The 26,267-nt window shown below is 40.6% G+C and carries 24 protein-coding genes, 1 pseudogene and 1 riboswitch; of the genes and pseudogenes, 9 read left to right on the plus strand and 16 right to left on the minus strand.

The window, feature by feature from the left end; all coding sequences use genetic code 11:
- Positions 1-7 precede the first annotated feature (7 nt).
- Both Pcarn_RS09455 and Pcarn_RS09460 read right to left on the minus strand, forming a co-directional pair.
- A complete protein-coding gene (locus tag Pcarn_RS09455) occupies positions 8-1,645 on the minus strand; it encodes a hypothetical protein (protein ID WP_261833623.1) in 1,638 nt (545 codons plus the stop codon).
- Positions 1,646-1,678: 33 nt separating this feature from the next.
- Positions 1,679-3,271, minus strand: coding sequence for an FGGY-family carbohydrate kinase (locus Pcarn_RS09460; protein ID WP_261833624.1), 1,593 nt, complete (start codon positions 3,269-3,271; stop codon positions 1,679-1,681).
- Between the two features lie 207 nt (positions 3,272-3,478).
- Between Pcarn_RS09460 and Pcarn_RS09465 the strand changes: the two genes are divergently transcribed.
- Entirely contained in the window at positions 3,479-4,483 is a 1,005-nt protein-coding gene (locus tag Pcarn_RS09465; RefSeq protein WP_261833625.1) for a substrate-binding domain-containing protein, read from the plus strand.
- A gap of 325 nt (positions 4,484-4,808) precedes the next feature.
- On the opposite strand, the gene Pcarn_RS09470 is transcribed toward Pcarn_RS09465, so the two are convergent.
- Positions 4,809-5,075, minus strand: coding sequence for a hypothetical protein (locus Pcarn_RS09470; RefSeq protein ID WP_261833626.1), 267 nt, complete (start codon positions 5,073-5,075; stop codon positions 4,809-4,811).
- Between the two features lie 123 nt (positions 5,076-5,198).
- Positions 5,199-5,522, minus strand: a complete 324-nt coding sequence (locus tag Pcarn_RS09475; RefSeq protein ID WP_261833627.1) for a hypothetical protein — start codon at positions 5,520-5,522, stop codon at positions 5,199-5,201.
- Between the two features lie 499 nt (positions 5,523-6,021).
- Between Pcarn_RS09475 and Pcarn_RS09480 the strand changes: the two genes are divergently transcribed.
- Positions 6,022-7,320: a tyrosine-type recombinase/integrase gene (locus Pcarn_RS09480; RefSeq protein WP_261833628.1), complete on the plus strand. Its 1,299-nt coding sequence runs from the start codon at positions 6,022-6,024 to the stop codon at positions 7,318-7,320.
- A 192-nt stretch (positions 7,321-7,512) separates the two neighbouring features.
- On the opposite strand, the gene Pcarn_RS09485 is transcribed toward Pcarn_RS09480, so the two are convergent.
- The 3 genes from Pcarn_RS09485 to Pcarn_RS09495 form a co-directional block, all read right to left on the minus strand.
- A complete protein-coding gene (locus Pcarn_RS09485) occupies positions 7,513-9,084 on the minus strand; it encodes a hypothetical protein (RefSeq protein ID WP_261833629.1) in 1,572 nt (523 codons plus the stop codon).
- Positions 9,085-9,395: 311 nt separating this feature from the next.
- Positions 9,396-10,595: an 8-oxoguanine DNA glycosylase OGG fold protein gene (locus Pcarn_RS09490; protein WP_261833630.1), complete on the minus strand. Its 1,200-nt coding sequence runs from the start codon at positions 10,593-10,595 to the stop codon at positions 9,396-9,398.
- A 248-nt stretch (positions 10,596-10,843) separates the two neighbouring features.
- On the minus strand, positions 10,844-11,404 hold the full coding sequence (locus tag Pcarn_RS09495) for a hypothetical protein (protein WP_261833631.1): 561 nt from the start codon (positions 11,402-11,404) through the stop codon (positions 10,844-10,846).
- A gap of 96 nt (positions 11,405-11,500) precedes the next feature.
- On the opposite strand from Pcarn_RS09495, the gene Pcarn_RS09500 reads away from it, so the two are divergent.
- Positions 11,501-11,695: a hypothetical protein gene (locus Pcarn_RS09500; protein ID WP_261833632.1), complete on the plus strand. Its 195-nt coding sequence runs from the start codon at positions 11,501-11,503 to the stop codon at positions 11,693-11,695.
- A 39-nt stretch (positions 11,696-11,734) separates the two neighbouring features.
- Here the strand turns inward: Pcarn_RS09500 and Pcarn_RS09505 are convergent, their stop codons facing one another.
- Positions 11,735-12,706: a helix-turn-helix transcriptional regulator gene (locus Pcarn_RS09505; protein WP_261833633.1), complete on the minus strand. Its 972-nt coding sequence runs from the start codon at positions 12,704-12,706 to the stop codon at positions 11,735-11,737.
- A gap of 92 nt (positions 12,707-12,798) precedes the next feature.
- Positions 12,799-14,235, minus strand: coding sequence for a tetratricopeptide repeat protein (locus Pcarn_RS09510; protein WP_261833634.1), 1,437 nt, complete (start codon positions 14,233-14,235; stop codon positions 12,799-12,801).
- An 811-nt stretch (positions 14,236-15,046) separates the two neighbouring features.
- On the opposite strand from Pcarn_RS09510, the gene Pcarn_RS09515 reads away from it, so the two are divergent.
- Complete coding sequence (locus Pcarn_RS09515; RefSeq protein WP_261833635.1) at positions 15,047-15,661, plus strand: methyltransferase family protein; 615 nt, start codon at positions 15,047-15,049, stop codon at positions 15,659-15,661.
- 173 nt (positions 15,662-15,834) lie between these two features.
- Positions 15,835-16,356, plus strand: coding sequence for a type II secretion system protein (locus tag Pcarn_RS22135; protein ID WP_315972688.1), 522 nt, complete (start codon positions 15,835-15,837; stop codon positions 16,354-16,356).
- A gap of 191 nt (positions 16,357-16,547) precedes the next feature.
- Here Pcarn_RS22135 and Pcarn_RS09525 read toward each other — a convergent pair whose 3' ends face one another.
- On the minus strand, positions 16,548-17,168 hold the full coding sequence (locus Pcarn_RS09525) for a hypothetical protein (protein WP_261833636.1): 621 nt from the start codon (positions 17,166-17,168) through the stop codon (positions 16,548-16,550).
- A riboswitch (cyclic di-GMP riboswitch) is annotated at positions 17,169-17,281 on the minus strand. It abuts the gene before it with no gap.
- 365 nt (positions 17,282-17,646) lie between these two features.
- Between Pcarn_RS09525 and Pcarn_RS09530 the strand changes: the two genes are divergently transcribed.
- Positions 17,647-18,231 (plus strand): tyrosine-type recombinase/integrase, encoded by a 585-nt coding sequence (locus Pcarn_RS09530; protein ID WP_261833637.1) that lies wholly within the window; start codon positions 17,647-17,649, stop codon positions 18,229-18,231.
- Between the two features lie 453 nt (positions 18,232-18,684).
- Here Pcarn_RS09530 and Pcarn_RS09535 read toward each other — a convergent pair whose 3' ends face one another.
- Together Pcarn_RS09535 and Pcarn_RS09540 are read right to left on the minus strand one after the other, a co-directional pair.
- Positions 18,685-18,819, minus strand: coding sequence for a hypothetical protein (locus Pcarn_RS09535; RefSeq protein ID WP_261833638.1), 135 nt, complete (start codon positions 18,817-18,819; stop codon positions 18,685-18,687).
- A 203-nt stretch (positions 18,820-19,022) separates the two neighbouring features.
- Complete coding sequence (locus Pcarn_RS09540; protein ID WP_261833639.1) at positions 19,023-19,205, minus strand: hypothetical protein; 183 nt, start codon at positions 19,203-19,205, stop codon at positions 19,023-19,025.
- 519 nt (positions 19,206-19,724) lie between these two features.
- Here Pcarn_RS09540 and Pcarn_RS09545 point away from each other — a divergent pair.
- The 3 genes and pseudogenes from Pcarn_RS09545 to Pcarn_RS09555 all read left to right on the plus strand — a co-directional run bounded on the left by Pcarn_RS09545 (position 19,725) and on the right by Pcarn_RS09555 (position 22,236).
- Positions 19,725-20,781, plus strand: a pseudogene (locus Pcarn_RS09545) (IS3 family transposase).
- Between the two features lie 233 nt (positions 20,782-21,014).
- Positions 21,015-21,299 (plus strand): hypothetical protein, encoded by a 285-nt coding sequence (locus Pcarn_RS09550; protein WP_261833640.1) that lies wholly within the window; start codon positions 21,015-21,017, stop codon positions 21,297-21,299.
- Positions 21,300-22,014: 715 nt separating this feature from the next.
- Positions 22,015-22,236 (plus strand): hypothetical protein, encoded by a 222-nt coding sequence (locus tag Pcarn_RS09555; protein WP_261833641.1) that lies wholly within the window; start codon positions 22,015-22,017, stop codon positions 22,234-22,236.
- Positions 22,237-23,045: 809 nt separating this feature from the next.
- Here the strand turns inward: Pcarn_RS09555 and Pcarn_RS09560 are convergent.
- The 4 genes from Pcarn_RS09560 to Pcarn_RS09575 all read right to left on the minus strand — a co-directional run bounded on the left by Pcarn_RS09560 (position 23,046) and on the right by Pcarn_RS09575 (position 25,937).
- Positions 23,046-23,402, minus strand: coding sequence for a TraR/DksA family transcriptional regulator (locus tag Pcarn_RS09560; protein WP_261833642.1), 357 nt, complete (start codon positions 23,400-23,402; stop codon positions 23,046-23,048).
- Between the two features lie 274 nt (positions 23,403-23,676).
- Entirely contained in the window at positions 23,677-25,089 is a 1,413-nt protein-coding gene (locus tag Pcarn_RS09565) for a mercuric reductase (RefSeq protein WP_261833643.1), read from the minus strand.
- A gap of 60 nt (positions 25,090-25,149) precedes the next feature.
- The gene (locus tag Pcarn_RS09570; RefSeq protein WP_261833644.1) at positions 25,150-25,413 is read right to left on the minus strand and encodes a glutathione S-transferase N-terminal domain-containing protein; all 264 of its coding nucleotides are present in this window, start codon (positions 25,411-25,413) and stop codon (positions 25,150-25,152) included.
- A gap of 74 nt (positions 25,414-25,487) precedes the next feature.
- Positions 25,488-25,937: a DUF6789 family protein gene (locus Pcarn_RS09575; protein ID WP_261833645.1), complete on the minus strand. Its 450-nt coding sequence runs from the start codon at positions 25,935-25,937 to the stop codon at positions 25,488-25,490.
- Positions 25,938-26,267: the final 330 nt, after the last annotated feature.

A 26,267-nucleotide genomic window follows, 5' to 3' on the forward strand; every position in this document is an offset into this window, starting at 1 on the left:
TCGTTCTTTATTTTGCCAAAAATACTTTCATGTTTTGAGTAAGCGCTTGTGCAACAAAAGCAGTAACAACATTTTCAAGGTGCTCTTCTGACACATAAGCCACTGTGATGTGGTTACTCTGGTGACCTGCCATCAAATCATTTTTAGAAGCGCCATCTAGCACACAGTTCATCAGTGGCCATTCTCGAGTGGTCGCGTGAAGTCGACGAGTAAATTCATCTTGTGGTAACTCAAATGCTGTGCCAGTACCCACATGCATGTAGACTTGCTCTCCCTCATAATGAGCGCGAGCCCACACGAACGTCCCAGCTTTACATTGACCTGCAATAGAAGACCCCCCCAGCGGGAAATACATGGCTGGTTGTCGGTGCCCTTGTGCAGCGGCGATACCACCACTGATATGTTCGAATGGAACAGAACCTGAAATTTCAAAATCCCAATAGAATGTTCCTTCGTAGTCACTACCCCAGCGAATATCATGTAGTGTGGTTTCGGAAGGTAGCCCCATTGAATCTAGTAATCTGTAGAGCATGGTTTGTGGAATACCTGTTCCCATATCTACTTCATTGATACACGGAATTGGCTTGCCCGGTTGGATGATTTCGCCATTTTCATCAGGAATAGGGAAACGTTGAGTTGATCCAATTGCACCCTCTGCAAAATCTGAAGCAGGACAACTATCTTTCAGCCCTTGTTGATACTGGACTCCAACACTCGTTAGACCGAATCGCTTGGTAAAGCGTGCCATAGCAATCATCATTGCACACTGCTCCAAAACCTGTTCTCTCGTCAGTTCTGTCTTGCTATCCGTGCCAAAGTGGAATGTCATACCACGCTCTTCATACCATTGGAGGCATTCTTCTTTTAGCTCTGGTGTTACTAAGCTCATCTCATGTAGCAAAGCTGATTGAGATAGGCTTTCCATTGGCATGCCGATATCAACTAAGCTTTTCTGAGGGAAGACACCATTCATCATTCCCATACAGAAGCTATCGAATAAGCCCATAATTTCTTTATTTTCGAGGATATAGTTCCCCACAGTACGTCCGATACTCGCTGCAGGTGTACCCATTAGCGGCGACTCAAACGTCACTTCTTTTAGGTAAGATGTATCATGTAGAATTTCTTTTGACGTCAACCAGTTTTCCATGTTCGTCAGGAAAAACTCATCATCTAAGTTCTCTGACCATAGACGAGAATAATCACGGCCAAGACTTGTCAAAGTTCCGGCCATACACAGAGCTCCAACCAAACCAGGCCACGTTCCATCGAAGTTTGCCATTAATAGAATTGGACCTTTGTGACTGACAAGTGCTGGAGCAAGATGATGTGAGTACTGCCACGCAGTCATAAGAACTACAATAGGTGCATCCTCATCAACTCCAGCCAGAACATCACAACCTTGACGTTGGCTAGAGATAAAGCCATGCCCACTCTCATCGTCATATTTATGTGCTCTTAACACGCTATAGCCAAAGGTTTCCTTCATTACCTTCGTGAACTTTTTCTCAAAAGCATCTTGCACAGGCCAACAATTCTTATTAGCACTATCACGCAGGTCACCAGGACAAACCATTACAAGGGTCTTGTCATCTACGGTTAATTTCTGTGGTTTGTTTGGTAAATCTAGATTTATTGTATTCACGTTAGTCTCCAAATTTATTTTTTAGGTTTTGGATTATTTATCAGCCATCATGGCTTTGTATTTCATCTGGTCTTCATACATTTCAAGGAAGACCCTGTATTTCTTATTGTGAAAGTTAGTTCTCTCTTTATTAGGTGAAATTCGACCACCCTCGAACCCCATTTTTTTAACCGCATCACTGAGAGTTTCATGTACACCACTTGCAGTTGCGCCAAGCATTGCGGCCCCCAAAATCACGGCCTCTGGTTCCTTTGACAAGACCACATCACAACCCGTGACATCAGCATGCTCACGAAGCCAAAGTGGGTTTTTTGTACCTCCGCCACACATTGATATCTTGGTAATCTCATGTCCGCTTTGTCGCATTGCTTCGATGATATGACGTGTGCCGTAGGCTACAGATTGAATTGCAGATAAGTATTCGATGGCGAGTGAATCAAGACCCTGTTCAAGAGTTAAACCAGAAACCATACCTTTGAGTGTTGGATTGGCGCGGGGAGAGCGGTTGCCATGATGATAACCAAGCATATGGAATTCACTCATCAACTCTGGGGCTTCTTTCTCTAACTCAAGAACTCTTTGGTTTAAAATTTCGTAAACACTACGATTTTCTAATTCCGCTCTTTGACGAAGAGTTTCATACTGAGAAGAGCTGTGAATGACGTGATCCAACAATGCCCCAGCGGCACTCTGCCCACCCTCTAGTAGCCAATATTCAGGGAGCATCGCGCCCCAATATGGTCCCCATACACCAGGGACGAAAGTTTCATTTTTACTGACTGCCATGTGACATGATGATGTACCACCGATTATTGCCAAAGTTGTCTCTGGCTCGGCACCTATGATAGCCAAGCCGCCTGCATGAGCATCAATAATGCCAGTCGAAACAACAGTGTTCTGGCTGAGACCAAGCTCTCTAGCTGCCTTCTCTGTGAGCTTTCCCGCAGGCGTGCCCAAGTCCTCGATAGATCCCTCGACCTTTCCATCCTCTATTAAGTCGATAAGATTAACTTTTCCTAGCAGGTCGTAAGCCCAATCATGGTTGTGAGACAGATAGTTCCATTTGCAACTCTTAGTACAAACGCTTCTCTTGGCATTCCCCGTAGATTGGTAAACGAGGAAATCCGCCAAATCAAAAAATTTGGCTATTTTGTTATAAGCATCCGGTAGGTGCTTTTTCAGCCATAAAATTTTTGGAAGTTCCATTTCTGGACTAACTTCTCCACCGACGTATTTTAGAGCAGGGTCTGCTGTCTCATTAATCTCACTTGCCTCTTCGATTGCACGGTGGTCCATCCACATCACAATATTTTGATTTGGATTATTGCTAGTAGAGACGGATACGGGCAAGTCATCACTATCTAACGCGACTAAAGAGCAAGTCGCATCGAAACCGATTCCAACGACAGATTCTGGGTTTATTCCACTCTCTTGAACCGCACCTTTAACCACGTTGCAAACTTGTTGCCAGATGTCTGCTGAAGACTGCTCTACATGATTTTTCTTCGGTCGAAATTGCTTGATGGCTTTGACAAACATGCCCAGCTTAAATCCGTTTTCATCAAACACGCCAGCACGGGCACTGCCCGAACCAACATCCACTCCTATGACATACGAATCACCCATTGATAATCCCTCCAAATTAATCATAACGCCATTGCTAACTCGTGTTAGCAAAGGTATAGCAATGCATTCAAAAACAGACAATGAAGTGAATAGGATAATGTGATATAAAGCTGATAAAGCGTTTTCTGAGCAATAAAAAACTTGCACAACCGCACAGTTTTTATACACATCAAGAACGTTCTAACAAAACCTGGGGATGGAAAATTTATGGCTATGACTATCGAACAGATAGCGAGTAACCTTGGTGTATCTATTACCACCGTTAAACTTGTTCACAACGGCAAAGCAGATAAATATAGGATATCTGCAAAAACTCAAAAAAGAGTTCATGACTTCATTGATAAGCACGGTATTGTTGTCAATCAAACGGCTCGAAATTTAAAACTAAAAAAAACAAATACGCTCGGTCTAATCGTACCTAGAATTACCAACCGTTTTTTTTCGTCTTTGATCGAAGAATTGGAACAGCACTGTAGCAATGCAGGTTTTCAATTGATCACTGCTTCATGTGACGGTGATGCTGGAAAAGAAAAAGAGGTAACCAAGAGGCTTTTTGAAAGGGGTGTTGATGGCTTCTTTATTGTACCTAGCTCCAAAGAACAACTTGAAGATACACTGGGAAGATACCCTAGCAAACCGATTGTCGTACTGGATCGTGACTACAAAATAAAGGATCAACACACTGTCACTAGTAACAATCACTTGGGTTTTTTCGAATTAACCAACAAGTTACTAGATAAAAAGCTATCTGAAGTTTATGTGATAAGTGGTGACTGCCAAATCCCCACTATTCGAGATCGATTACAAGGTTTTATCGATAGTTACACTCACCATGAATTATCGCCTGTCTCGAATTGGCTATATTCGGTTCCTAAAAATACGGCTAAAGATGGGTTCGATGGTATGAAGATGCTCATGCAGGACCTCAATCGTGTTCCCAAGGCTTTAGTTTTTTCCTCCCTCCCTATACTTGAAGGGGCACTTCACTACATTAAATCACATACAGGAGTTATACCTACATCCACCATAATTGGCACTTTTGATGATCATACAATGCTAGACTTCTTGCCAAATCGAATTGTATCCGTCGAACAAAATGCTCAATTAATTGCAAAACATTCGGTTCAGTTACTTCTCTCGAAAATTGACGAGTCAACAATTAGAAACTCAAATATTGTAATACCAACTAAATTGGTATCTAGAAATCTTTGATCATATGGTGTGATTCTCAGTTAAGATTAAAGGTAATTATTAAAATGATTGCAGTAGACAAAAACGAATCAACTACTGCACTTTTTCTTAATTACTAGGAACCTTATTTTTACCTGTTAAAACACTCATATATAAAAATACTTCCCTTCTCTAAAATGCCAAATACCTCTTTATAGATGCTGTTTTTTCAACAACTTTCACATTTTCAATTGAATGTTATCTTTTTCTAGTTCACTCTCTAAGAGCGATCGAAAGTGGTGGCAATAACTACGAATATTAATTCAGTTTTGTATTGAAGCTGTTTCGAGAAAAGTATTTTCTACTTTCATTTTGTATGCTTTGTCGTACTCACAGAAGAGAAGTAGTTCTGAACTGTTTTCTTGCTTACTTGAAGTTTTTCCGCAATTAACCCTGCAATTTGTGACTCAGAAGCCTTTGGGTGCCTAGTTCGAAATTCGTCTCTCATCCTGAGCGCACGTTCTTTTCTTTTACCCGCTGCATCCATTCTCTTTTCAGTAGCTTCACTGGTTCTGGAGTTGCCTGCACAAATCAACGGTTCGTACATGGCTGTCATTAATGCTGAACCCGTCAAAAATAGCTCCGTTCTAACTCGAAATTCGATTTCCGAGATCGACTTATCAACAAGGAAGCTTGTACAAGAGGCGATGTATAAATTCAAAGCATCGCCCAAATACTTGTAAACGGCTCGGCCACTCTAATGTGCCTGAAATCGTAGATAGTTATCAATACTTAGTTCTAGTGTGTGAACTTGGTAACTAGTCATTAAAAATTGACTCGACAATGGAACACCAGTTTCTCTAGCGGCTACACATATATGCGCCCAAAGCAAACTACTGCCCTCGCAAAAAACATCTGGATGAAGTTTTAAAAGTTGTTCAATTTGACGAAGTTTTTTCTCACTATCGATAGAAACCAATTTTCTAAGCTTTGGTTCAGACAAATCGAAATCTAGAACCTCGACTGGGAAAAGGCCCTCTTTCCCATTTGGGAGAGTAGACTTGCTTTGCGTTCTTGACATTAACAACCTCCACAAGATTTCTAAACCATTAAAGCATTCTAAAAATTGATTACTGTTAGACTCATGTCAGCGGAGGTGTTTTGGAGAAGATTGGTGGGCATCTCAGCAACGAACTAGCAGAGGAAAGTTCACTAGGAGATTTGACTTACATATCACCAGCAGTGGGGACTTCATAGAACATAAGTATCAAGCTAACTCACTGGGTAACATCAAATCTCAGGCTTATTTGACTACAAACTTGACTACAAACCCCAAAAACGACAAAGGCCTGACAACTTGGAAAGCTGTCAGGCCTTATAGAATATGGCACGCCCTGTAGGAATAAGACCAGTAATTTAACCCACTTTAACCACGTTAAATATTACTATATTTTTCTTATTAATCAGTAGCTTAATCACCAATCATAAATATTGACAAATTAACCAAACACACCCAGAATTGCTCTATATTCACCCCGCTGGCACCACCACGGCACCACCAAAAATGAATGTGAGGCTCGATGAATACTAGCATTAACTTTACTAAGCGCTCGTTAGAGAACCTAGAAACCCCCAAATCTCGTATCAGATACAGAGACTTTGGGGGGCCAAACAGTGTCAGAGGATTGGGGCTCGAGCTCACCCCTACTGGTGAGAAAACATTCCGATTTGTGCAAAAAGTTAATGGTAGAAACGTTAAGGTCACTATAGGAAAGTTCCCTGAGATAACCGTTGAAATCGCCAGAACTCATGCGCGAGACATCGCTCAACAGATAGCGCGTGGCATCAATCCCAACGAGGAAAAGCGAAAAAAGCGAGAAGCACAAACATTCAATGATCTTTTTGCCGTGTACGAAAAACTATTTGAGCTCGATATCAAAGCCGGTTCGCGACGAGCCACCAGCCTACGGAGCAATCAAACACTGTTTAACCTTCACCTTAAGCCTCGAATAGGACGTCTTTCTATCGAGTCATTTTCAAAAAGTGATGCGAGAAAGCTGCTGCGCGAAATTCTGGCTGAGAGCGGGTATAGTCGCCACAATCATTCTCTCACGCTCTTAAAATCAATGTTTAATCGCGCTGACATCTCGTCCAACCCTTTTAGTACGCTCAAAAAAATTGACGAATCTTACCACCGAAGAGAACGAACCCTCAGCGACCCTGAACTACTACGCTTATTTGAGTCTCTAGAACTAGAGAAAGACATTTATCGCGACTGCGTGCTCTTGCTTTTACTCACTGGACAGCGAAAATCCACGGTTCTGTCCATGCAGTGGAAGGAAATCAATAGAGCAAACCGCACTTGGACAATCCCTACCTCAAAGTTCAAGAGTAAAAGGCCTCATGTTGTTCCATTGTCAAAAGAAGCAATGGATATACTCGAGAGACGCTCCCAAACTGCAACTCAAGGCGAGGAATTCATCTTCCCAAGTTCGAATAGCCAATCTGGACACATTACGGATAAAAGTGGAAAAGGTGGTTTTTGGCGTCGCATTACTGAGCGTGCTGGTCTTTATAGTCCCGATCCATCTGAGAACTTACAGGTCCACGATTTAAGACGAACACTTGCAACGTATCAAGTAACGTCTGGTGGTTCATTACAGGCTACAAGTAAGCTCTTGGGTCACTCTAATGTCAGTATTACCGCCGACGTCTATGCTCATCTTTCAATAGATAGTATTAGAGAGACTCTACAAAATACGACGGAAACGATGCTCCAAAAAAACATCGCAACATCCAAGTTAGGCCATATAAAAACTCTAGTCTCAGAGCTCTCATTTAGCGAAAAAAAAGAGCTACTCAACTTTCTCCAAGGTTAGAGTACAACTTTAAGTTGGGGTCATCATAGTTTTCGAAAAACTGAGTCAACACACTTTTGGACAAAGACGAGTTAGCGCTCGCCGCCAACACGTCTCTTGAAAAAAGTGTTTCAGGACTTACGCTAAGATAGAGAAATATGGAGTAGTTATTTTTTGGATGACCAACAACTACCTGGCCAAACCTTTTAACCATTACAGTTGGGACAGTTGGGAATTTGGTAAGAATCCATTATTTAGTAATTGCTTCACCTTCCCAATAATGAAGCTCTCTTTAATCGTTAGCGGGTTAGGCATAAGCGTTTCAGGGTTCCGTCCGCTATCAGGTAGGTACCCTAGTAGTTTCGCATAAGCGGTAATTTGCGAACCCAAAGGCTCATAGTGAGCATCAAACAGCTCTTCACTTAACTCTCTGGCTTCTTTTTTACATAAGCAACAAACTTCGAAAAATAACAACATCCACAATGGACCTGAACAGTACTTAGCACCCCTCAACACTTCCATGTAATGCTTTGTTGCAATAATAGATTTACCTGTAGCTACAGCATTTTGGGCCTTAATCCAATGTTCAACCCAGCTTGGTTTGAATATGAGGCCTTTACTCCACTCTTTAATTGAAAAATGCTCTCCCTCTCCATAAGTAAACTCTAAGATGCTAGGGATCTTATCTACCTTATTTAAAATAAGGCCATAGCTATCTAGTACGTCTTGATATTCATTTAACTTAGCTTTGGCCATAGCAAATAACTTCAATCGCTCGGCTTCAGGTAGTTCCTGTTCCATTGCGTAATCAATCACTTCACTGGCCGATTCCATCGTAGTTTCACCCAACTGCGGGTAGCTAAATTTCTTATCCCAAATAGGTTCGCATTGATTGTCATTCAAATGCGTATTGAGATAATGGATGATGAACGCACCTAAGGCAGCAGCAGTAAAGTAAGCATCATCACACTCAGCTGGTGTCAATTTCTGTACAGGCTTAATTGTTTTAAGATAGATACGCCACTTAACTCTCTTAAATTGTGAAAGCCGTTCGATGACTTGTTTGGCGGCAGTGTCTACATCGCTACCTTTTATGTCAGTGAACTCTACATTTTTACTGGCTTTCGCCTTGTTATGGTACTGAGTAAGTTTGTAGGCTGAGCTATCTGCACTAGCCAATAGTTCATTGATTAAGCGACGCATTGGCCAATTATCTTGTAGTGTCTCTTGCAACCAATCTCTATCGCCTAAAGCATGGTGAGAAACTAAGCTAATGATGATAGATTTCAGGACATTATTAACGAAATATTGGTAAGCTTCGGGGATACATCCATCAACAATCACAAACTCTCTGACCCACTCTCGATAATATTCAAGGGCATGTAGATAATAGTTTTTTGCTAAAAGAGCCGTTTCATGCTCAGGATATCGCTCTCCAATAACTTGCAACACATAATTCTGGAATTCCTTGTACTCTCTAATAGTGCTGAAATCATTTTTCGCGTATTGAATAACGTATGATCTGATAGTCTTAAGCTGTTTAGATACTAGCTTGTTATCAGGGGCAAGTTGACGAGTCGCATTAAGCAACTCTTTAATATTAACCCCACTGTGATTTTTTGCCCCGACCAACGAGAATGAATCCTGTAATGCTTGTCTGCGATCTTTTTCTGTTGCTGGTACATGGAATGTTGCCTCTTTCTTTTCATCACTCCATAAGCCCAACGAATCACAAACAACTTTATGGAACTCACCAAGGGTGGGTACATGTTCAACACCTGTCATATTTACTCCTTATAACAACAAGACAAATATAAACCAACCCACTTTCTTCAAACTAGGTATTGAAACATCTAATCTATAAAAATCAATAACTTAATTATAAAACGTTCAAAAGATCAATATGTATAAAGTCCGATGGCACACGCTCTTTTGGTGCTAGATTAAACTAAACCACAATGGGGCACAGGTGAGTTAGCCACAGCCCCGCTAACACGCCTCTGGACAATACTGTGTCATCGGCATTGCTAATTTAGCAATTAATGAATTAGCCTGCGTATGGAAAAATTTTATAACTGAGTATCCAGCATTCATTCCTAGCGACCTATCTTCTTAAACCCTAGTCCTTTCGCTAGTTCTTGCGCATATTTCTTAGCTACCTTTAATGACTCACTATCTGTGAACTGTTCAGCCTGTGACTTTTTACTCACCAAATCGTCACCACTTAAGTACACCACTTGTAAGGTTGGATCATTACGCATTGCTTTATGGTTAGCCGTCACTGTTGCACCATCTTCACCTGAAAACACACGATATCCTTTAGCACCTAGCCCGCCTTTAACAAGTGTTAACGGCTCCTTACCGTATGGCTTGCTAGTATCCAGTAATTCGATATTAGTTGAGGTATAAGCTGTTTTATTCGCTGGAGACAAGTATATCGCTACAATACGTGACATTATTGTTTTATCCTTGTTTAAGTTTGTTAATGAATGCGACTTTTTTTCTTTTGACTTACTTCTGCGTATTGTGGCTTGAGTATCAAATACCTCTGCGTGATGATCAGCAACAAACGACTCAAAGTAGAAGCGTGGGTTATGACTTGTTTTATCTTTAGAGCGATGAGTCCCAAAAATATAACTTTCTAGTTGGTTAACCTCTACCATGCACTCTTTAGCCCATCGATTCATCCGAAGCACAAAATCATTGAAAGCTGCACTGCGAGTTGCTGTTCTTAATTTAACCTCAACGCCCTCCACTCGAGAAATGTACTGCTTGGCCAGTTGATCATTCCCTTCATCAATTAGTAATGCGCAGTATGCAAGCTTGGTCCATTTATCAAAAATAGGCGGGACAATCGTTAAGCCATCTGCTGCTGCAACGAAGAAAAATAGTTTGGTAAAGTACGCATCGCCTAAGCCTTTTAACTTTCCTTCTCCTTCCATATAGTTGTATGCTTCAGAGAATAACTGTCGCTCTAATAAACGCTTAACAACCAACACGATCGCTTCTAGTCGCTCTGGCTTTACACTTAGTAACTTGGTTAGGTTGTCTCCAGTAACACCTCCAGTAGAAACCCCTCCCCAAATCATTGCAGCAAAAAAGCCTTGATAATAGTGTTGCCCTTTAAAATACGTGGTCACTTGCTCGCGACCGATATAACCATTTTTACAACTAGCTAAGATGTCATCGATTACTTTATAGTGACGATAGCTATAATAGCTGTTGGAAATTTTAAAGCTTGGCTGCTCTGTTTGTTGAATATTTTCGAGATTGTTTTTTAAAAATGAAGGAGTCATCTTGAACCATTTTAATCAATATATATTAGGCAGTCGGTTAGCCACTAACACTTAGTGAACTTCATACTTGAGGGTTATTACTAGTTAAGCATTTGAGCTGTTTTACACTCCTTACGAAATATTGAAAATCACACGTAACAATAGATTCCCATCGTTTGTGGCTGGTTTTCGTATTCTGGTGCATAAACTTTTCTATTTCTGCTGCCATGCTGCTGTCGATTAACCTTTTCTACACATAATAATTAGACTCACGCTTTCGAAAACGTAAGGAGTAAATTGAGTCCGTCACCTGGAATGATAAGATTGATCATTTCTTCAATGTTAAAGTGGCTTCTCCCCAACTCAGTCACGCGTTGGAAGTCATCAATATTTGCACTGCAATCTCGATGTATAAGGTAACCAAAAGACCAGCATTGATGATGGTGTGAAGGGCCTCTGTCACTTGAGACATGAAAAACCTGAGCCTTTTCATAAGACTTAACCACGGACTCTAACTCTGAAAGTGATACGTTAATTACACCATTTCGATGGTATATATCGGTGATTAATAGAGTGAACTCAGTCGCACAACATTCAGCTATATCCACATAACAATGCGCCTTAGGTACTTCTGTAGTGGGTTTCCACCAAAACGTAGCTTGGTGGCGTTTTGAAGCCCACTCCATCATTTCAGGAGTGGGGGTTTGACTATCAATAACGACAAAAGCGGGTCCATTCGGGCTGATTGCTCTTATCTGACTCGGAGAGCGAATGATCAACTCATCACTTTCGTATTGTTGCTCCGGAGTCTCGGTAATCCAAAGTAGCATGAATTATCGTCCTTACTTGTTTCAAAGTCTTTAGTGTATGACGGTTATGCGTCATGGCGTGTCGTTTCAATTCAAGTCAAATTGTGACGCCATAATATGGAAAATGGTGTCAACACTATCAATCAAGAGAACGATGCAATGAAAGAATATCTGATCACATTCACACTCAACGGTCGCCGAACCAAACGCCGAGTCTGGGCTTACCATGTGAGCGATGCTTATAAGCGTATCCGCGATGAAGAGCCGCCAAAGAGCCAGATTGGTTGGATCAAATCAGAAAAAATCAAATAACGACCTTAACCTTCAACACTAAGGCGTTTGAATAACGCCTTAGTTTGACTGATATTGACGTACCGCTTTTTCTAAGCTCTCTGTGAGTTCCCTTCTTAAAAAATTAGGTCCTATGACTTCACTAATGTCAGAAAGCGACATTAACCACCACTTAAGTTCTTCGGTATGATTAACTTTTGCTTTTACAACGAAGTGGTGAGGGTCTGGGTAGCTGATTTCTTGCTCTGGATGGATTGTGGTTTCAAGCAGGTGGTAACCTTCGATATAGGACACTTTCAGCTCTAGTGTTATCTCATTGTCTTTCGGGAAACTCAGGTTGCCGTTTTTTATGTAGGTCGATAAGTTGAAATTTTGTACCCGGTGTTGCACGGTGGTTATCAATTCGACATCTTGAATTCGATGTAATACAAAATGTCGATAGTCGCCACTTTCGCGTAGTGTCGCAATAAGATAATAAACAGGCCCACGAGTAACCAGACCTAAAGGGTTTATTTGATACTTCTTACTATACCTTGGTGGTCGAGGCCGATAACTAATCTCTAATGGCGTTTGTTGGATCAAAGCTCGTTCAACAACTTGCAGCACTTTGTCGTCAATTAACGGCTTACAAAGCTGAAAACCAGGAGACATGTTAGCGATACGCGATGGCCAATGGTATAGCTGGTTTTCTGGTGCGACAGTAAACTTTTGAGTTGCTTGTAAAAAGAAGCCTTTTAGATTGTCATGAACTTGTCGAGGCAACAAATAATGAGACTGTTCACTCAGCATATTAATAGCGAGAGCTAGGCTGGGCGTCATTTCAAACGTTACATCGTTTACCCCTTGAATACGAAACCAACGATGCGGCCTTACAGTATCATCGCAGCTCAAAGGGTGCTGACAACATAGTATTTCAATGTCCCTCTGTAGCATCCGCATATTAATATCAAAGCCATCATTACTCAGCTTATCACTTAGCTCTCTCGTCGTCGTATATTGAGGCTCTTGAGGAATATAGCGCAGTATCGCCATGTGGCGCAGTGTTCGATTACTAGACATAATTTTTTAAACAAAATAAACGTTGCTTTACCGAGCTATAGTGGTTCGGCTTCCGGCAGATACAGTTATGGGATCATAACCGCTAATCGTGAAATGATCTGATCATCAGACATTTCATGAACCTCTAAATCTTTCACGAACGTAGTATCCTTTGTAAAAGTCCTATACAAAGAAATCGCTTCTTGTTTATTTTGCTCTACCCCATCACCAGTAGCTAGTATTCTAGCCAATTTTCTCATTGCAGAGGTACTTCCCCAATTAACTGCTTGTCTGTACCAGAATATAGCTTTAGATTTATCTTGCTCCACAACATGTCCCTGCATGAATGCATCAGCAACTTCTTCTGCTGGTTGCCCTCCAAATTTTTCAGCTAAGTTTAAATAAAATTCAAATTGATAGTTCTTATTTCCCTCAATATTATCAATTAGTTTTTCTAACTCCGCATTCATATACATCGGCTTATTAGACTCAACTCCGAGCATGATTAATGTCTTTGCCCACTCGGTGTCGCCATCCTCAATGGCTTTATCAAGTAAATACCCATCGTTAGCAACCCAAGGACCAGCCCTAAGCAATAGATAACATACTAAATCACGATCGGTACAATGATTTACAAATGGATTGAGCCAGTCAATATCGTCTGTTTCGTTGAGTTGAATATCTGCTTTTAACTTCATTAGTAGCGGATACAACACCTCTGCATCACATAAAAGCGCACGAAAAAAAATATCCCCTAACTTGTCAGCATCATGAGCAATACCATTAATAGCATCAACTGCAACATCGAATTGCTTATTACCTATTCCAATAGATGCGATTGACTCACATACATCAGAATCATGTTCCGACAACTTAAGTAATTTGCTAAGAAACTCCGAGGGTAGAGAGCTTGCACAGATGTAACTCCCAAACTGATAGTCATGTACCGCATCTGATATATCCACACCGAACTTGACTAATTTAGGCATTAGATGGCTGTACCCCGAATCCCAAGCAGTAAACAAAATATGGGCGTTTTCCACATTGCATAGGTCAAAATTTACTTCTTTCTCCAAGAAGTACTCCACCACATTTGATTTTCTGTATTCCATACCTAATATTAACCCTTCAGCATTTAGTTCGGAGGGAAAACGTTGGATCAAAAAATCAACAAGTATTGCGTTACCCTTATTCAGAGCAACATCTAACTGTGAGGCATAATCTAGACCTGATATTGCATTTGCACCTAATTGAATAAGATTGCTAAAGTCGTCATCAATAGCATTTTGAGTACATGCCAGTTCCCATATTTCGCCGTCACGGTCGTCAATATAAGCTCCAGCATCTAATAACAAAAGCGTAATTCCTGCAAAACGGTTTGATATAGCCAACCACAGTGCTTCGTTATCGTTATAATGTACATCAACACCTTCTTCTAATAGGGTTGATACTCTTTTTTCATCATTATTACAAACGGCAGAGACTAGTTCTTCAGCCCGATCATATTTACTGTCGTTAATCACCTTTAAACACCTAATAAACTTATTAACCACTATATCCATATAGCCATCACGGACCGATAAAGATGTGTCTTGCACTCATTTCATAGGGTTGAGGAGGTTAACATTTGATTTCAATAATTTGACAACAACAATTAGCAAAACTTTGATCTTAGTCATCTAATTAAAGTTCTCCAATAACTGTACTGTTAATAGTTACTCACTCAGTAGACACTAGCTAGTTTTTTTGAGCTGCTGACATTAGGAAATGCAGATCAAAGGAAGTGATGGTTATGTGTTCAATAGCGAAATTAAAACACTCTTTGGGGCAGAGGAGCTTCAGAGTGATTTTAGCAAGAGTCTCTTGCTAAATTGAGGGGGAGTTCGTGCAACAGCTTGTCGCACAAATTAAATTAGTGATGTTTTCTTGCCTTCTAAACACGCCTTGGGGCAAAGGTGAGTTAGCAATAGCCCCGCTAACACGCCTCTGCCCCTTTTCGATTTACGTAATATTTTGCCTTGTGTAAACAGTGCGAACATTGGCTTAGTATTTTTCTATTAGTAATTTGTAATTCTCAGATAAGAGTAGAGCGTTATTCTCACCGCTCAAGACGCTAGTCGCTGGAAACTAAGTACTGTTTAACTCGTTACTCGATGGTTAACCACCTCGGAGCAGCACATTGATTCTGGCACTTATGACATCTAAGCTAACTTTGAGGGGTAGCCAAATTGCTTTTGGTAGAACTTGCTTAACCCTAATCAATGTCTTCAATCATCATTCATCACGCCCTACTGATTCAGAAGCACTTCACTTTTGATTTACGCGAGCACTTATATGCAGGATATCACTGAATTCACGCGCATTTTTCTGGCTCTATTTTTTAGTTTTGTCGCTACTTTTTATGTAGTGAGAATTATCGTGGTCAAGAGTGCGATAGCCTCAGAAGTTGTATTTGTAGGTGAAAAATATACTAAAGAATGGTGTAACCAGTTGACGTTTAGGTTGTTTCGAACCTGCATCTGTTGTGTGTGTTTGTTGCGTTTGGCATATCCGACTATTGATAGCTATTTGGGAATGATAACGTCTTTGGTTTCGCCGATATTCCAATTCTTGGGCATGTTGCTACTTGGGCTTGGACTTGGATTTACTGCCACCTCCGTAATTCACTTTAAACTTGGAGAACTGTGGCGTTCGGGTATCGACCCTAACGCACCTGCCAAGATCATAACGCACGGCTTTTATCGATACTCGAGAAACCCAATGTATATTGCCGTCACTACTGCTCAGCTGGGTTTTTTCTTTGCCTTACCATCTTACTTTTCTCTTATTTGCCTACTGATTGGATTGTTTACATTGCATAGCCAAGTAAAAGTTGAAGAACGCCAACTTAAATCGCTTTTTCCAAAGCAATATACTGAATACACCTGCAGAGTACGGCGTTGGATTTGATGGTTATACACTTTGATTAGTGTGCTAATTCTCTGTTCAAGTCGTTCGAAGATGCTCGTGATTTTTTCGAATTTTACGACGCGGTTACAGTGTAGTTCGTATTAATACAGCCGAAACTTGTTTAGAATGTTACAGTTGTGTTTATATCTGAAGCATGCTGAATGATTAATAGAATTAGACGAAACAAAGGGTTTACGCTTATAGAGTTGATTGTAGTAATAGTCATTCTTGGCGTACTATCCGTTACTGCATTACCTAAATTTTTAAACTTGGGAGACGAAGCCAGAGTTGCCAGTTTGAAAAGCGTTAAAGGCTCGATTGCTGAGGTTATGAATAATGTCGAGGCATTACTTAACGTAGAAAGTCGAGTTAATAGCAATGCTAATGGTAGAGTTGAATCAGTCACCTATAGCAACGGTCTTGACCTCGCTATTTTCCGCAACAGACTTAGTTATGCTGATGCGTGTAGGGCAGTTGGATTACTTGATTTTACCCAAACTCAGGCGGGAAACATCAATGGCATACCAAAGAAGAAGCATCCTAGCTTGGATGGCAATTTTATTTGTCTTTTTGAAAATCAAACCACGTTTGTTATCTCCGATGCTTCAAATGGTAACTTTTGTATCCGATACAGTGGCAATGACTCTGGTACGATTTACACTGATGGAGAAGGTGACAACAGTAAGTGTCGCTAGATACAGATTAAACTAGATGAGCATACTCCCTCACTGCCTGTAAAAAAATATCTAGACTCGTTGACCTAAAGGTCATGACTCTCCCCTCACAGTTTATTCCCATCTGCTGACTTGTAGTCAAAACCCAAAAAGCCATCTGGTTATCAGATGGCTTTAAACTAATTTAGAGCGGTAAAAATGGAAATACTACGTTAGTATTTCACGGTGATACTACCACTAACACTTTGCCCGCCGAGTTTCACAACACGCTGACCTTTTTTGTTAGTGAAGCTATTCAATTTGGCTTTATCCCCAGTGATTCTCCCGTTACCTTTAAATTGTCCATCGTGGTACCAAGCCAAAAACTCCAAGCCAAGTTCTTCGTCTTCAAATCCAAGCTTCCCGCCAATGCCACCACCGGAGAGAACTAACCCGTAGTTATCCATACCGTCTTCAACAGCAATTTTGTATAGGCCCACTGTGGGGTTAGAAGATACTGAGTTCACTTTGTCGCCTAAGGAACTTGAACTGCCAAGAGCTTTCCAGGCTCTTTTTGCATAAGCAGTTTTACCAAGACCCACACTATCAAAGCACAAGCCACCCCCGATCCCCTCACCAGAAAGGCGAACGCCTTTATGGCCAGAAACCGTCTCAATCTCTTTGTACGTAACACCGTTTCTCCAGTCACTTCGTGTGACTTCAAAATCTTCCCATTTAGCAAGGGCAGGTAAGTTGTTACAAGAGTAGTTATTTTCGGCAAGTACACTGGATGAAGCGGTTGCCAGAAGAGCAACTGCTAAATACATAGTTTTCTTCATTGCTAATACTTCCATGTTCGCAACCCGGCTATCTTAATGCTTAATAACTCCCTGACATATTGAGAGAAATAGAATCAAGACCCGTGGCTTTCCGTCCTCGCCTCACGACGAGTTTGGCGGGTTTTTATTCAGACTTTCCTATTCAGTATATGTGTACGTTTATTACTATTTTGATGATTTGAGATTGAACTCGAATTAATTTTTAATTCTGTGAGGTCCCCCACATTGAGTGGAGCCAAATAACACTTTGCTTTATGTGACTCTGTGCATTGTTTGCCAACTAGGTGACAAAGACTGCCCGTGTTAATAGTGATTTTGCCATAAATAAATTAATCCATAACTTGCTAAATTAGCAAAATCTACAACAAGTGTTTGTCCAAAAATTTATTAGCTTGACACATCGTAACCTTGAAGACTCCATGACTATCTTGAAAAGAACATCAGTATTGCCTCTCTAAAATCGTTGTTGGTCAGCAACTCAAAGGAGGCCGACATGAAGAGTCAATCAACCAGAACAAGTAGTGGTATAAAAAGACCATTTAAACTGGAAGAAATCTGGAGAATCAGAACTCGACTGGAGTTAGAAAACGACTTAATGCAACTTGCATTACTAAATTTGGCTATTGATAGTAAATTGAGGTCGTGTGATTTACTAAAACTTCGTGTATGTGATGTTTCATCTGAAGGTGTTGTTCACGAACGGGTGCAGTGTTTGCAGCAAAAAACGGGGTCTGACGTGCATTTTGAAATTACGCCGAGGACTCAGCAAAGTATTGGTCATTGGTTATTCTCATCCTCACTAAATGGACCCTGTTTTCTTTTCCCTAGTTCACGTCGCAAACGGCAATCTATCAGTTACTCTTTTTATCGTTCCATAATCAGAAATTGGGCAAGTAAACTGGGGTTGAATGCAGATAACTATGGAACACACTCTATGCGACGTACGAAAGCTACACTAATCTACGCTCGGACAAAGAATATCAGGGCAGTACAACTGTTACTCGGACATACTAAGTTGGATAACACGATTCGCTATCTTGGTGTGGAGTTGGAAGACGCTCTTCGGCTATCTGAGTAAACAGATTGCTAAAAAATGTACTTTGGGATTTTCACAGCTCGGAGAAGCTCAAATCCAAAAATGGGTTGTCTCATCTTTGTAGTGAGATGCATCAATTGCTGTGGTGTATGACCTTACTCGAGTGTATTGGGTAGGCGAACCACTGATAGTAATGGATATATTCAGCGATCCTTTCAGGCAATTGGTTGCCACGAAAGGATTCTGCTCTGTATGTTGTTTGAATAGTGAAGACTGCGTATGGGTGCCCATCAATGGTCACTGCAACTGTTTGGCCCACGTGATTTTGTGTCAATTTTAAAAATTCGTCTGCTACAGAAGCCGAAACTGTAATGCTGCTACCATCATTGTGAGATGTGAATCTAAGGATTTGTTTTGGCTCAATATCAAAGCTAAGTATTCGCGCCAATGAGGTAGATGGCAAACCAAGAATGGCAAGAATTACGAGTAAACGAATCATGACCCTGTTTCTTCAGTTCTGAGGTTGTCTTCGTGTTGTTGTATTTCTGTGCTTGTTTCTTTGAGTTTTAAATACAACTCTTGTAACTCATGTAAGAATATCTGCTCTTCCTGCAATAGTGCATCCGTCATAAGATCTCCTTCTCTATTATTTAGACTTCAACTCTAGTATCAGGTGAATCCCGTCTGGTATGAATAAAGTAGGAGTTTTTTAAATCGTAACGAGATCAAAGGGCTCCGGGCAAGTTCAACTGCAACGTTTTTGGACACTTCAGAGTTACGAAGTGGCCACTATGAAGAACATGATATTCATGTGTACTCGCTTCAAATTAACTTCAATTAAACATGAAGTACAAAGCTAAAATAGCGATACACAGAGCAACACCAACTAATCTATGTACCATAAAAGAAACAACACCGAGAATAGTAGCAATAGCCCAAACAAGGTGGACTCCGACATATGACACAATCAATACAATCCCGACAATCGCAATAATGACATATTCCAAAAGAGTCATTTCTCCTCCATAGCTATCTGAACGTTCGAATTAATCTCATAAAAAGTTGACATAAAGCGTACCAACAACTGAATTATTATATGAAGCGTTTATTGATACACTGAATGAAGAGTAGTGTGCATTGGTTTAAATCTCTAACAAACTTCAAGGCAAAGGCGTGTTAGTACTGAGACACCAACACGTCTTTGGACAGATTTTTGTTAGGAGTAAAAGGGTTAGAGTACACTGACTCACCGCCATTCCAATTTCACTATGCTAGATTATTAACCTTAGATTGGAGATTATTCAGTACTTAGATGAACATTAAATTCGGGCAGAAATTACGTAGTGAAAACCTCAAAGGTAGGATTTGGTTAACATCAGACCTTCATTTCTATCATACCAACGTTCAGAAGTTTCAGTCTTCAACTAGACAATCTGAGTCCGTCGAAGATATGAATGAGGTGTAACCCTCCCCAAAAAACTGGTCGCTAGCAATTAGAGTTTTCCGTTTAGGCTGAAACAAACGTAGAACGCATGATGAAAAAATCACGCTGCACAGAAACACAAATCGTAAAGATCCTGAAGGAGATGGAAGCAGGCCGAAAGGTCAGCGAAATCTGTCGTGAATATGTTATCTCTGATGCCACATATTACAAATGGAAGTCCGAGTATGGTGGTATGGATGCGTCAGATGTTGAACGACTAAAAGAACTCGAGGATGAGAATCGAAGACTCAAACAAATGTTTGCCGATCTCAGCCTCGAGCACCATATCGTTAAAGATATTCTAGAAAAAAGCTGTAAGGCCATCGGTTAAGCGCGAGCTTTTCGAATACGCTCGCAAACAATATCAGGTTAGTTTACGAATGGCCTGCCGCGCCGTTGGCATTAGCGACTCAGTTTATCGCTACCGACCAGGTCCTCACGGAGATGATGAGGTTATAGCGAAGTTACAGGAGGCCACAGAGTGCTATCCTGCGTACGGATTTGGCAAATGATTTAAAGTACTCAGGCGTTAGAGACACTGATGGAATCATAAACGAGCCTGCCGTGTGTACTGTTCACTCAAGTTAAACCTACAGCGTAAGGGAAAAAACCGCCTACCTAAACGAAATCCAACGCCACTTGTATGTCCAGAGTGGATCAACAGTTGCTTGTCTATCGACTTCATGAGTGACGCATTGATCTGCGGCAGGCGCTTTCGTACGTTCAATGTTGTGGACGATTTCAATCGTGAAGTACTGGCTATTGAAGTAGATTTAAACCTGTCAGCACCACGCATCATAAGGGTGCTCAAGCGTATTATTGCATGGCGAGGGCTACCCAGTAAGCTGCGCATGGATAATGGTCCTGAATTTATTTCAACCACTCTGGCTGATTGGACGAAAGAGAACAAGGTTGAACTGGAGTTTACCCGTCCATGGAAACCCAAGGAGAACTCTTACATAGAGCGATTTAACCGCACTTATCGGACAGAAATACTCAACATGTACGTATTTAAAACCCTATGCGAAGTCCGAGAACTGACAGAAAAGTGGATGAAGGAATACAACGATGAACACCCTCATGACTCACTCGATGATCTGACTCCCTAGGAGTGTTTGGCAAGATATGAAAGTAGGAAAGGCTCTAATTTAAAGTGCCACAGAAACTGGGAGCGTCACACCGCGCTTCGGCGACTCTAGGTAGCTAGTTCTTTGTAGCCTCCATAGTGTTCCAGAATAGGCACAACAGCAACAAATAAGAACACATACCCCTGCCCCACTATCGACAATAATGAGCCTCGTAAACAAAACACACCAAACATCTAGAAATTGAGGAACACATTATGAAAATCAAATCACTAACTCTAGCTCTAGTTACTCTTGCTTCTAGTGCAAGTCTTGCACACGCAGCTGCTCCAGCAATCAACTCTGTAACAGCATCAATTAATAGCAATCTATCTCAATACACTTGGGAAGACCCTTCAAATAAAAGCGGTGGCGGATATTGGGAAGACCCATCAAACAAAACCGGTGGCGGTTACTGGGCAGACCCATCAAATAAAACTGGCGGTGGCTATTGGTTAGAAGACCCTAGCAAAAACAATCAATCAAAAAATCGTCATCGTTAATCTAGGCTGCCGATTATAATTGGGCATGGAATTACAATCGGCAACTTAATACAGAACCATACAAAAAATTGAATATTTTTAGGATCTCAACATTATGAACAAGGATTTTTTTAGCTTTGCGTTTTCTACGTTCTATCACACCTTTAATATGTACATAAAACATGGACAAAGAAACACTTCAGAGAGTTTCACCTCTACTAAATTGCGATGGGAAGACCCATTTAAAAAATACACAGATAGCTATTTATTCCAAGCTCTCGCTTAAAAGTAATTTCTAAAGACCCTATACTGACATAGGGTCTTTTTTATTTTATGGCATTAATCCAATCTCATCCTGCAAAAACCAACTCAATAGTTATCTATCTCAAATAAGCCTATCTGCATTCCAAAAACACTGTGCAGCCCATACTTCCACTAACAAAATTGATTAGTCGAGCATATATAGGCCAGGCTGTCTATCAGTGACATCTTGTTCTATATCGATCCCCGCTCTCTACACAGACGTTGTGCGATATTTCCCCAGAGAACGAACCCCATACGCATCAGTCAAAATTTATCTAACTCATCTCAAGTATGAATAGCAATCCATGCACCCAAAACTAATTGATATAGTCACATCCTCTCTAAATAAGAGCACATACTCAAACCTTAAATTCGACAATAATAGAACCCGTAAACAGACAAACACAGCAAACATCTATTTAAGGACAGCATCATGAAATTCAATACACTAAACCTAATTCTAATTACAATCGCCTCTACCGCTGGTGTTGCATATGCAGAAAGCAATTCTGGAAACTCAACTGATAGTCTTTCACAATACACTTGGCAAGACCCATCTAATAAGAGTGGCGGTGGAATTTTTGAAGACCAATCAAACAAAACAGGAGGTGGATACTCGCTACAACCATCAGAAGATAAAAATCGCCATCGCTAATACTTTTAATAAGGAGAAACATACCATCAACAACAATATCGCATCCGAAAGCCCTATATGAAAATATAAGGCTTTCTTCTTATATGGTGTCATATATAGTTATTTAAAACATAGGGAGAAAGCTAAATTACATAACAAAATGACTGTTAAGAAGAGTTCAATACAACACTAATAAAAAGCCCACCTTCAACCTATAACAGCGCTCTATCGCGAAGATAATCCAATACCTACCACACCGACTTCTTCTACCGAGCTACTATCTAGGCCTTCGACTAAGCTACTCGTGGCCTCTCCCAGTGTTAGTCAATAGTATCGTATAAACATCTATAAGAGCCGGCTTTCCTCCGTATATGAAAAGTAAGTGAACCAAAAAAGTCGTCCCCTTAAACCCTCGGTGTTCTACAATTTCTTTAAAGTAATCTATAGCCTGTTAGCAAGCAAGCTGTGTATTCCAACGAACAGTGATGGGGGAGTCTATTTAGTTCAGTGGTGTAAATAGAGAATCCTTTAACAGTTACTATATAGCCAAAAGATAGCTCTATGGTTCGAGGGGATGATACAGGCTAAAAAATAATCACCATCACCTTTGCGTTGGTATCGGTTGAAATAAAAAAACGCTCGATGTTAATCGAGCGCCTTGAGGTCGGTTTGCCAGTCAAAATCAGACTGCAAAACTAGTTTGAGCTAGATTCAAAGTCCCTAGTGTCCGTGGTCTTCCTTCATTAATCAATAATCAATAAATCACAACATTAGAAATTATTTAATATAAGAGAGCATAAAGTAAAAATTAACATTAGAGTATTCCTCACTTAATCATTAATGCAGGTTGTTGCCCATGGAACTAACTTTAGTCTCTCAAAAGGAATTGGCATTCCAGTTAATTCACTTACTCCGTATGTTCCCTTTTTTAATTTAGCTATCGCCCGCTCAACTAATCGCAGCTTTTCTTTATTATTATTTAATAAAATAAGAGACTTGTAGCTTTGCTCTGATTGACTTGCTGCGTCTGCAAAGTCAGTCAAAGAGCAATCATACTTTTTCATTGCATTGGCTAAATGGACTGAATTTTGAGCATCAATCTCTTCTTTCAAACTCAATAAAGAATTTGAAATAGTTTCAACTTCAGTGGACATCAACTCTGCGTCTGGGTGTGCTCTCATAGTCATAATTTACCTACCTTTTCACTATCTATTGCTTTAACTGAGGTATTCTTGTCAGCTATGAGATTAATTATGAATTGGACTGCCCCTTATTTATGTGTGAGAAATTTAGCAAGTTGTGTGCAAAGTTATTGTTAACTTAATTCACACGGATTTTAATCCTACCTAGCCATGCTTAAATCAATTATTTACCTCTATGAAAAACAAAGGCTCATCGTAGTTGCAATGAGCCTTTGTTTTTAAATCAACCAGGAAACTAGTTTATAAACTACAAATCTTGTTAATTATTTAAAGGTTTTAAGTCATCCATAATCCAAGGCATTAACTCGCCCACTGTAGGATGAGGGAAAACAGTCCTTCGCAGCACTTTGTATGATAATTTTGTCTGCATAAAGGCCGCAAAGATGCCAATCACTTCGTCTCCCCCAGTACCAAATACTGTTGCACCAACAATTTGCTCGCTGTCTTTATCAACAAAGATTTTAACGATCCCGTAAGTTTCTTGTTTCTCCCGAGCGCGCGCAATGCGCTCCATAGGTAGCGTTGCCATGAGTATATTTCGTTTCGATTTTCTCGCTTCAGTCTCACTCATTCCAACTCTAGCAAGTGGCGGATCAATAAACATGGAATAGATGGTAGTTCGCATAGATAAGGTTCTATCGAGCTCCTTAGGCTCAGGGTTCATATCCATCAAGCGACTGTAATGATCCCAAAAAATCTCACCATCATTTACAGAAGTATGAGTAAAGGCGCCTTCTCCATTTACATCACCAACGGCATAGATGTGACTCTGGCTTGTTTGAACGGTTTGGTTAACCTCAATAAACCCCCTTCTATCAACCTCTACACCTGCCTTACTTAACCCTAACTTATCGCTATTTGGCTCTCGTCCAACGGCAAATAATATGTGTGATGCCTTCAAGGTCTTTTTTATCCCTGACTCAGAATACGCTACCAGCACAGAGTCTCCAGAATCTTTTGGCTCAACCTGTTCCACATCGCTGTTATAGACAATATCGATGCCTTCAGAGGACAAGACATCTCTTACAATTTCGGCTATATCAGGGTCTTCCCGAAAAACCAACTGCTCACCTCGCTCAAAGACAGTTACTTTACTGCCCAAGCGTCGAAAGATTTGAGCAAATTCGAGTCCAATATAGCTTCCCCCAACAACCGCAAGGTGCTCTGGTAAGGTATTCAGATTCAATAAGCTTTTATTGGTTAGACAATTGACTGCTTCTGCCCCTGGAGTCGCTACTTGCCTTGGTCTTGAACCGACATTGATGACAATATGTTTACCATAAAGCTCCTCGGAACCAACCTTTACAGTGTGACTGCCAGTAAACTCCCCCGAGCCTTTAAAAACCGTACAGTTTTTTGCGTTTTGAAGCCATGACTCGATACCTTGAGTTGACTTAGAGCGAGTCTTTTTCTGTGGCTCCATTACTTTCTCAAAATCAACTTTGAGCTCGCCTATGTCAAAACCGAAATCAGAACCACGCTTGGCTTGATGTATCGCCTTGGCAGCTGCAACCAGTGCTTTTGTTGGTGTACAGCCACTGTTGACACATGTTCCTCCAAATTTATCTTCTTCAATAATCGCTACCGTTTTTCCCGCCTTAAGAATGCGAGGCAAAATACTCATCGTTGCTTGACCAGTTCCTATCCAAATTAGATCAAATTGCTTGTTCATTATTAAACTCTCTACACATTAAGGCGTTATCGTTACAGTTATTTTCTCTTACTACAGAAATTATTTCAGGCTTCTCAGATATTCTACAATATCCATTGATTCAGGCATCCAGGTTTCACTTCCCTGTTCATTGGTAATCTTAAGCACAGGAACAGTACCTCTCTTTCTTGCCTCTAGGAGTTCTTCACGATATTTTGGTTCTGTCATAGTATTTCTCAACTCTACATCGAGTCCGAGCTGATCGATGGCTCTTCTAACTACTGTACAGAAAGGACATCCATCGAAGTAGTATAGTGCTAAGTTCAAGTTCTTTGAGTTGCTCATAATCATTTCCTCAAGTTGCTTACGTCTTTCATTAATAAATATTTTCTTAGATTTTGGTTAACTAAAAATCAGACCTAATCTTTGTTAAGTTTCGAGTAAGATACGCCCAAGGCTATACCAAACACTAGGTGAAGAATTAATGTCATCACTGGCACTTTAATTCCTAGGGTTAGTCCAAATAGTCCTAGATTTGCTAGAGGCATCAATACGACCATCATTGCAAGCCATGCCGCTGTCGAAAGCACCAAGGCTTTAGTTAATTGCTTACTTCCAGGAAGAATACTATTTAAAATTACTAGCGCCCCACCCCATATAGCGCTACCTAATAGAAAGTGTATCGCCCAACCAACCCCGATACTCATGCTCAAACCTATTTGTTCAGTAGCTAGGTTGGCAAGAATATGAATTGGATTAAACTCGGGCATAACCCCTAGAGCACTTTTGATCATCATTACTGAGGTAAGTGCAAGTGTTGCAATAAAACCTGCAAAGAAACCACGAATTAGATTATTTATGTTAAACATGTCGGTCACTCCATTATTATCCGGTGTCTTGATTTGGTTTACAGTCTATCCGGGAGTGACTCGTTTGGATGTGTCTAAGAAGCTATAAAAAGTGTACTAGATTGGGGTGAGTGACAGGATGCCGCGACTAAAACGAGGAAGGTAAGATTGCTCGCCTGAAATCGCTTCGTCGAGTTAGGATAAACGTTGAAGCGGTAGGAAAAGATAGAAAGAAGCCGTTTAGCGATTCTTCCGAGGCTGTAACAGATTCTGTGTAACTGTCGGGATTGTATATATTCAGTAAGTCTAACGTTAGTCACATAGGCTATTTGATACGTAGGGATGTTTCAA

This window comes from Vibrio ishigakensis (genome assembly GCF_024347675.1).
GTDB classification, from domain to species: domain Bacteria; phylum Pseudomonadota; class Gammaproteobacteria; order Enterobacterales; family Vibrionaceae; genus Vibrio; species Vibrio ishigakensis.

Coding starts and splice junctions, on each gene's coding strand:
- Pcarn_RS09475 (WP_261833627.1), bottom strand. CDS start 5,522: ATGTCAAGAACGCAAAGCAAGTCTACTCTCCCAAATGGGAAAGAGGGC.
- Pcarn_RS09495 (WP_261833631.1), bottom strand. CDS start 11,404: ATGCTACTTTGGATTACCGAGACTCCGGAGCAACAATACGAAAGTGAT.
- Pcarn_RS09575 (WP_261833645.1), bottom strand. CDS start 25,937: ATGTTTAACATAAATAATCTAATTCGTGGTTTCTTTGCAGGTTTTATT.
- Pcarn_RS09500 (WP_261833632.1), top strand. CDS start 11,501: ATGGAAAATGGTGTCAACACTATCAATCAAGAGAACGATGCAATGAAA.
- Pcarn_RS09535 (WP_261833638.1), bottom strand. CDS start 18,819: ATGACGGATGCACTATTGCAGGAAGAGCAGATATTCTTACATGAGTTA.
- Pcarn_RS09480 (WP_261833628.1), top strand. CDS start 6,022: ATGAATACTAGCATTAACTTTACTAAGCGCTCGTTAGAGAACCTAGAA.
- Pcarn_RS09565 (WP_261833643.1), bottom strand. CDS start 25,089: ATGAACAAGCAATTTGATCTAATTTGGATAGGAACTGGTCAAGCAACG.
- Pcarn_RS09530 (WP_261833637.1), top strand. CDS start 17,647: ATGAAGAGTCAATCAACCAGAACAAGTAGTGGTATAAAAAGACCATTT.
- Pcarn_RS09505 (WP_261833633.1), bottom strand. CDS start 12,706: ATGGCGATACTGCGCTATATTCCTCAAGAGCCTCAATATACGACGACG.
- Pcarn_RS09550 (WP_261833640.1), top strand. CDS start 21,015: ATGAAAATCAAATCACTAACTCTAGCTCTAGTTACTCTTGCTTCTAGT.
- Pcarn_RS09515 (WP_261833635.1), top strand. CDS start 15,047: ATGCAGGATATCACTGAATTCACGCGCATTTTTCTGGCTCTATTTTTT.
- Pcarn_RS09465 (WP_261833625.1), top strand. CDS start 3,479: ATGGCTATGACTATCGAACAGATAGCGAGTAACCTTGGTGTATCTATT.
- Pcarn_RS09525 (WP_261833636.1), bottom strand. CDS start 17,168: ATGGAAGTATTAGCAATGAAGAAAACTATGTATTTAGCAGTTGCTCTT.
- Pcarn_RS09460 (WP_261833624.1), bottom strand. CDS start 3,271: ATGGGTGATTCGTATGTCATAGGAGTGGATGTTGGTTCGGGCAGTGCC.
- Pcarn_RS09570 (WP_261833644.1), bottom strand. CDS start 25,413: ATGAGCAACTCAAAGAACTTGAACTTAGCACTATACTACTTCGATGGA.
- Pcarn_RS09485 (WP_261833629.1), bottom strand. CDS start 9,084: ATGACAGGTGTTGAACATGTACCCACCCTTGGTGAGTTCCATAAAGTT.
- Pcarn_RS09490 (WP_261833630.1), bottom strand. CDS start 10,595: ATGACTCCTTCATTTTTAAAAAACAATCTCGAAAATATTCAACAAACA.
- Pcarn_RS09555 (WP_261833641.1), top strand. CDS start 22,015: ATGAAATTCAATACACTAAACCTAATTCTAATTACAATCGCCTCTACC.
- Pcarn_RS09540 (WP_261833639.1), bottom strand. CDS start 19,205: ATGACTCTTTTGGAATATGTCATTATTGCGATTGTCGGGATTGTATTG.
- Pcarn_RS09560 (WP_261833642.1), bottom strand. CDS start 23,402: ATGACTATGAGAGCACACCCAGACGCAGAGTTGATGTCCACTGAAGTT.